This window comes from Streptosporangium jomthongense (assembly GCF_042650425.1).
GTDB lineage: Bacteria > Actinomycetota > Actinomycetes > Streptosporangiales > Streptosporangiaceae > Streptosporangium.
The window spans coordinates 1-610 of record NZ_JBHSBC010000074.1 but is presented as its reverse complement, the minus strand read 5'-3'; the positions used below and the strand labels follow the sequence as shown (position 1 = coordinate 610).

The window sequence follows — 610 nt, the reverse complement described above, 5'->3', positions numbered from 1 at the left end:
GAGATGCTTGATGAGCTCACCGGGCAGGGACTGAGCCCGCCGGTGGTAGTGGCCGATGCCGCCTACGGCGACAACGCGGCGTTACGCGCCGCGCTGGCCGAGCGGCACCTGGGCTATGTGGTGCAGGTCAAAGGCGCCGTCACCGCACATGCGGCTGACGCTGCTCCGCACACACCCGCTTACTCGGGTCTGGGACCGCGTCCCAAGGCGCGCTATCGCACCCGGCCTCTCAGCCTGCGCGAGCACGTCCTGGCCGCCGGACGCCCGGCCGCCCGCGCGCTGACCTGGCGCACCGGCTCCAAGGGATGCCTGCGGTCGGAGTTCGTGATTGTGCCGGCCCGCATCGCCGGGCGCCGGCCCCGCCTGGCCACCGACGGGTCACTGCCGCTCAGCCACGTGATTGCCGAGTGGCCCCGAAACGCCCCAGAGCCGACCGCGTACTGGCTGTCGAACCTGCCCGCAAACACTCCGCCGGCCGACCTGGTCACCCTGGCCAAGATCCGCTGGCGCATCGAGCACGACTACCGGGAACTGAAGACCGGCTTGGGACTGGACCACTTCGAGGGCCGGTCCTGGAACGGCTGGCACCGGCACGTCACGCTGGTCACCG

1 protein-coding gene is annotated in these 610 nt (G+C 71.1%); it reads left to right on the top strand.

The features are described 5' to 3' along the window. Window positions 1–610: IS701 family transposase (locus ACFOYY_RS42440; RefSeq protein ID WP_386197195.1), on the top strand; the 610-nt coding region annotated here is incomplete at both ends.